Origin of the sequence: Nocardia sp. CC201C (assembly GCF_030010695.1) — a bacterium.
GTDB lineage: Bacteria > Actinomycetota > Actinomycetes > Mycobacteriales > Mycobacteriaceae > Nocardia > Nocardia otitidiscaviarum.
Genome location: NZ_JASCXP010000476.1, coordinates 1 through 5,317, shown reverse-complemented (window position 1 = coordinate 5,317; position 5,317 = coordinate 1). Strand labels below are relative to the sequence as shown.

The following is a 5,317-nucleotide window of genomic DNA, read 5'->3' as shown; positions in this document are numbered from 1 at the left end:
CCGGGCCGGGGCGCACGGCCGACGGGTACGCGGTACCGCTGCTGGCGAATGTGGGCAGCGCGGCCGACGCCCGGCTCGCGGTGGAACTCGGCGCCGAGGGTGTCGGACTCTTCCGCACCGAATTCCTGTTCCTGGGACGGCACTCCGCACCGACCATCGACGAGCAGACGGCCCAGTACCGGGAGATCTTCGAGATCCTGGGGGAGCGTCCGGTCACCGTGCGCACCCTGGACGCCGGATCGGACAAGCCGCTGCCGTTTCTGAAGCTGTCCGAGGAGGAGAATCCGGCTCTCGGCGTGCGCGGTATCCGGTTGGCCAGTGTCGATGAGGGGACATTGGACGACCAGCTCACCGCCATCGAGGCCGCCCGCGCCGCCACCGGAACGCCGGTGAAGGTGATGGCCCCCATGGTGGCCACCGTGGAGGAGGCGCGGGCCTTCGCCGCTCGCGCCCGGGAACTGGGCGTGACCAGCCGCGGCATCATGGTGGAGGTTCCGGCCGCCGCCTTGCGCGCCGAGCGGCTCGGCGCGGAGGTGGATTTCTTCTCCATCGGCACCAACGACCTGTCGCAGTATCTGTTCGGGGCCGATCGCATGTCCTCGGCGCTGGCGGAGTTGCACAATCCGTGGCAGCCCGCGCTGGCGGCGACGATCGCGGCCGTGGTCGCGGGCGCGCGGCGGCACGAGGTGGCGGTCGGGGTGTGCGGCGAAGCCGCTTCTCATCCCGAATTCGCCTGTGTGCTGGTGGGTTTGGGTGTGGAGACGCTGTCGATGGCACCGCGGTCGCTGGCCGGGGTGCGGGCCGCGCTGGCGGCGGTCACGCGGGAGCGGTGTGCGCGGGCGGCTGCGGCGGTGCTCGATGCCGCCACCGCCGAGGAGGCTGCGCGGGCAGCGCGGCAGGTTTTGCGAGGGGACCGATGAGCCGGGTGGTTCTCCGTGCGGCGTGCGGTCGCCGGACGGCGCCCGGCCGCTGTCGCGTACTTGCCCATTGCACCGGATCGGTACGGGGGCGGGCGGGTTGAGGACGACACTGCGCGGGCGGGTCGTCACCCTCACCGAGGCGGGCGAACTCGCCGACGGCGTGGTGTCGTTCGACGGTCCGCTCCTCGACTACGTCGGCCCGGCGGCCGAATTCGACGGTGAGCTGCCCACACTCGCGGGTGAGCCGCCGATCGTGCTGCCGGGTCTCATCGATGTGCACTGCCACGGCGGCGGCGGATTCGGTTTCCCGGAAACGGATTTCGACGGCATCGTGAACGCCGTCGGCTTCCACCGCGGCCGCGGCACGACGACGCTGGTCGCCTCCCTGGTCTCGGCCACCGAGGCCGAACTGCTGGAGCGGATCGACCTGCTCGGCAAGGCCGTCGATGCCGGACTGCTCGCGGGCATTCACCTCGAGGGGCCGTTCATCAGCGAACACCGCTGCGGTGCACACGATCCGGCGCGCATCGTGCCCGGTGACCCGGCCATGCTGCGGCGGCTGCTGCGGCACGGCGACGGGCGCATCGTCTCGGTCACCGTCGCCCCGGAGACCGCGCACTTCGACGAACTCGCGGATCTGCTGAACGAGGCGGGCGTGCTGCTGTCGCTCGGGCACACCGTGGCCGACTATGAGCGCTCGGTGCGGGCCATGCGCCGCGGTGACCGGGTGTCCATCACCCATCTGTTCAACGCCATGCCCGCACTGGCACACCGCGACGCCAATTTCCTGACGGCGGCGATGGCGGCGGCCGGGCGCGGTGACGTGGTGGCCGAACTCATCGCCGATGGTGTGCATCTGGCCGACGGGACCGTGCGCATGGTGTTCGACACCCTCGGCGCGGACAATCTCGCGCTCATCACCGACGCCATGGCGGCGGCCGGAATGCCGGACGGTCGCTACCACCTCGGCATTCTGGACGTGATCGTGGCGGACGGGGTGTCGCGGCTCTACGACCCGCACGGGCCGGGCACCATCGCGGGCGGCACCGCCTGCGCCTCGGATGTGCTGCGGCGCACCGTCTTCCACGCCGGTGTGGATCTCACCAGCGCCGCCACCGCCGCCTGCGCCACCCCGGCCCGCCTGCTCGGCATCGACGATCGCGTCGGCGCGCTGCGCGCGGGTATGCGCGCCGACGTGCTCGTCACCGATAGCCAACTGACCCCTGTGACCGTGTACAAGGACGGACTGCCATGGAACTCGTGATCACCGACAACGCGACCGACGCCGGTGTGCTCGCCGGCCGCATCATGGCCGACCATGTGCGGCGCGGTGCGCGCGCCATCGGTCTGGCCACCGGCTCCTCGCCGCTCGGCGCCTATCAGGAGCTCATTCGCCAGCATCGGGAGGAGGGCCTGAGTTTCGCCGGGGTGCAGGCGTTTCTGCTCGACGAGTACATCGGGCTGCCCGCCGGGCACCCGCAGTCCTACGCTCAGTTCATTCGGGACGAGTTCACCGCGCAGGTGGATTTCGCGGACGCCGATGTGCACAGCCCCGACGGCCGTGCCGACGACATTCCGGCCGCCGCGGCCGATTACGAGCGCATGATCGCGCTGAGCGGACCGGTTTCGGTGCAGATTCTCGGTATCGGCGCGAACGGGCACCTGGGGTTCAACGAGCCCGGCTCCTCGCTGCGCTCCCGCACCCGCGTGAAGACGCTGACGCCGAAGACCCGCGAGGACAACGCTCGGTTCTTCGATGGTGACCTGTCGCAGGTGCCCACCCATGTGCTCACCCAGGGGCTCGGAACCATCAGTGACGCTGACCATCTCGTCATGATCGCCACCGGCGAGGGTAAGGCCGATGCCGTGGCCGCCGCCGTGGAGGGTCCGGTGTCGGCCTTCTGCCCGGCCTCCATCCTCCAGATGCACCCGCACGTCACGGTCATCGTCGACCCGGCCGCGGCCGTCAACCTGAAGGCCGTGGACTACTACCGGTTCGCCGTGGAGAACAAGCCGTCGTGGCAGCGCTTCTGACCGTTCACGCCGTCAGGTATTCGGCGTAGAACAGCATCAGTCCGATGGCGGCGGATATGCCGCCCAGCAACCAGAATCGGATGATGACGGTGGTCTCGGCCCATCCGGCGAGTTCGAAGTGGTGGTGGAACGGAGCCATCTTGAACAGGCGTTGGCGGGTCGTCTTGAACACGACGATCTGTAGCAGCACCGACAGGATCTCCACGAAGAACAGCGCGCCGACGACGACCATGAGCAGTTCGGTGCGGGTGGTGACGGCGAGTCCGGCGAGCAGGCCGCCCAGTGTCATGGAGCCGGTGTCGCCCATGAATATCTTGGCGGGGGCGGCATTCCACCACAGGAAGCCGATACAGGCGGCGGCTCCGGCGGCGCACACCAGCGCCAGGTCCAGCGGGTCGCGCACGTGGTAGCAGCCCGCGCTGGGGCGCGGCGTGCACGCGTTCGAGTACTGCCAGAACGTGATCAGCATGTACGCGCCCAGCGCCCAACTCATCGCGCCCGCCGCCAACCCGTCCAGGCCGTCGGTGAAGTTCACGGCATTGGACCAGGCCACCACGAGAAAACAGACCCAGACCAGGAAGAAGACGGTGCCCAGGGTGATGATCGACGTATCGCGCACATAGGACAGCGCCCGGCTGCCCGGCGTCAACCCGGTGCTGTTCGGAAATCGCAGTACCAGCACCCCGAAGATGATCGCGGCGGTGAGCTGACCGATGTACTTCCCGGTCGCCGTCAAGCCCAGGTTCCGCCGCTGCCGCAACTTGATGTAGTCGTCGAGGAAGCCCACCACGCCGAGGGCGGTGGCCAATCCGAGCACCAGCAGCGCCGAGGCCGAAACGCCTTCGGCCCCATACCCGATGCCGATCAGATGGGATCCCAGATATCCCGTCCACATCCCGACCAGAATGGCGATTCCGCCCATGGTCGGCGTGCCCCGCTTCTGCTGATGGCTGGCCGGACCCTCGACCCGGATCTCCTGCCCCCAGTGCCGCCGCGAGAAGACCTTGATCAACACCGGTGTCAGCGAGATCGACACCACCAGCGCGATCAACGCCGCCACGAGAATCTGCCGCACAACGCCCCCACTTCACCGAATTCGTCCGGCCCGACTTGCTGTTCCGGCGCGACACACCAAGCTCAGATGCTAGTCAACATGACCCGATTCCGCTGCCCTCGGACACGGTCCGGAAACACCCGCCGCGGACCGGTGGGCGGCCCGTCCGAGCCGCGTACCGCTGCGGCAAGACCGCAGTTCTGCGGGCATCCGTCATCGCGGAGCCCGCCACGAAGGCTACGGCAATCTGGGTAGGGTGCGCTTCGCAATTTCGTTCGCACACAAGGAGTTTCTGTAGCGATCTCTGTTTCCCAGCGTGTGGCCGCCGTGATCGGCGCGTGCTGCACGGCATTATCGCTCGTGGTTTCCACCGCGGGTGCCGCCGATGCCGACGAAGAACTGTACGAGGATCCCGACGGGCTGGCCGTCGCGTGTTCCACGACGCCGACCACCAAACGGGTCGACTTCGGCGGAAGGTACTACCGCGTCCATGTTCCGGCCGGAATCCCCAGCGGCGGGGCGCCGTTGGTGGTCGCACTGCACGGCGGCCGGGGCACGCCCGAGAGTATGGAAGGTGGATCGGGCTGGAACGCGGTCGCCGATCGGACCAAATCCATTGTCGTCTATCCACGCGGTAGCAAACCGGAGGGATCGGGGTGGGGCTGGGAAGCCGGTGACAACCCCGTGGACCTCAACCATATCCGTAGTGTGGTCGCGAACGTGCGCGCGCAGTGGTGTGTGAACCCGAAACGCATCCACCTGTTGGGCCACTCCAACGGAGGGCAGATGGCATCCCGGGTCGGATGCGTGGATTCGACCTTCTACGCCTCCGGGGCTGTATACGCTCCCGCGCCCCCTCCGGCGGGCTGCGACCCGGCTCGCGCGATCTCCTGGGCGGTCTTCGCGTCCGCCAACGACACCACGGTGCCCGAGCCCATCGCCTACAGCCATGTCATGTACTGGAGCTGGGAGAACCGCCCGTGTCAGAACGAGCGCCCCGACGGTGGTACGGATGTGAAGGATTCCAAGCGCTGGGACTGCGCCTCCGGCACGCAGGTGGTGTGGCGGGTGTACAACGGCGGTAGCCATTCGTGGCCGACCGGCGCCCGCCGCACCGAGATCCAGAACCGGATGTGGCAGCTGTTCCAGGCGTACCCGCGCCCATAGCGGAGCCGATACGACCCGGTCGCTGTCGAACCCGGATTCCGCCGCTTCGGATACGGCCCAGCACACCGGCAGAAGCGATCGGTGGGGGGGGGCGGGGGCGCGCCCCCCCCCAACACGCGGCCACTATGGGGAAAAAGATGGG

General features: G+C 68.6%; 5 protein-coding genes. 4 read left to right on the top strand and 1 reads right to left on the bottom strand.

Annotation, left to right across the window (positions count from 1 at the left end; translation table 11 throughout):
- From QK444_RS32090 to nagB, 3 genes are all read left to right on the top strand, one after another.
- On the top strand, positions 1 to 920 hold a 920-nt coding region (locus tag QK444_RS32090; protein ID WP_349239554.1), incomplete at its 5' end, for a putative PEP-binding protein.
- A 97-nt stretch (positions 921 to 1,017) separates the two neighbouring features.
- Positions 1,018 to 2,184, top strand: coding sequence for an amidohydrolase family protein (locus QK444_RS32085; RefSeq protein ID WP_282785816.1), 1,167 nt, complete (start codon positions 1,018 to 1,020; stop codon positions 2,182 to 2,184).
- The gene (gene nagB / locus QK444_RS32080) at positions 2,172 to 2,954 is read left to right on the top strand and encodes a glucosamine-6-phosphate deaminase (protein WP_282785815.1); all 783 of its coding nucleotides are present in this window, start codon (positions 2,172 to 2,174) and stop codon (positions 2,952 to 2,954) included. The genes QK444_RS32085 and nagB overlap by 13 nt, the downstream gene beginning before the upstream one ends.
- Positions 2,955 to 2,958: 4 nt before the next feature.
- Here the strand turns inward: nagB and mraY are convergent, their stop codons facing one another.
- The gene (mraY, locus tag QK444_RS32075; RefSeq protein ID WP_282785814.1) at positions 2,959 to 4,029 is read right to left on the bottom strand and encodes a phospho-N-acetylmuramoyl-pentapeptide-transferase; all 1,071 of its coding nucleotides are present in this window, start codon (positions 4,027 to 4,029) and stop codon (positions 2,959 to 2,961) included.
- A 297-nt stretch (positions 4,030 to 4,326) separates the two neighbouring features.
- On the opposite strand from mraY, the gene QK444_RS32070 reads away from it, so the two are divergent.
- Positions 4,327 to 5,175: a PHB depolymerase family esterase gene (locus tag QK444_RS32070; protein WP_282785813.1), complete on the top strand. Its 849-nt coding sequence runs from the start codon at positions 4,327 to 4,329 to the stop codon at positions 5,173 to 5,175.
- The last annotated feature ends 142 nt before the right edge of the window (positions 5,176 to 5,317 follow it).

What these genes read in the sequence shown, in the direction of transcription:
- nagB (WP_282785815.1), top strand. Translation starts at nt 2,172, where the DNA reads ATGGAACTCGTGATCACCGACAACGCGACCGACGCCGGTGTGCTCGCC.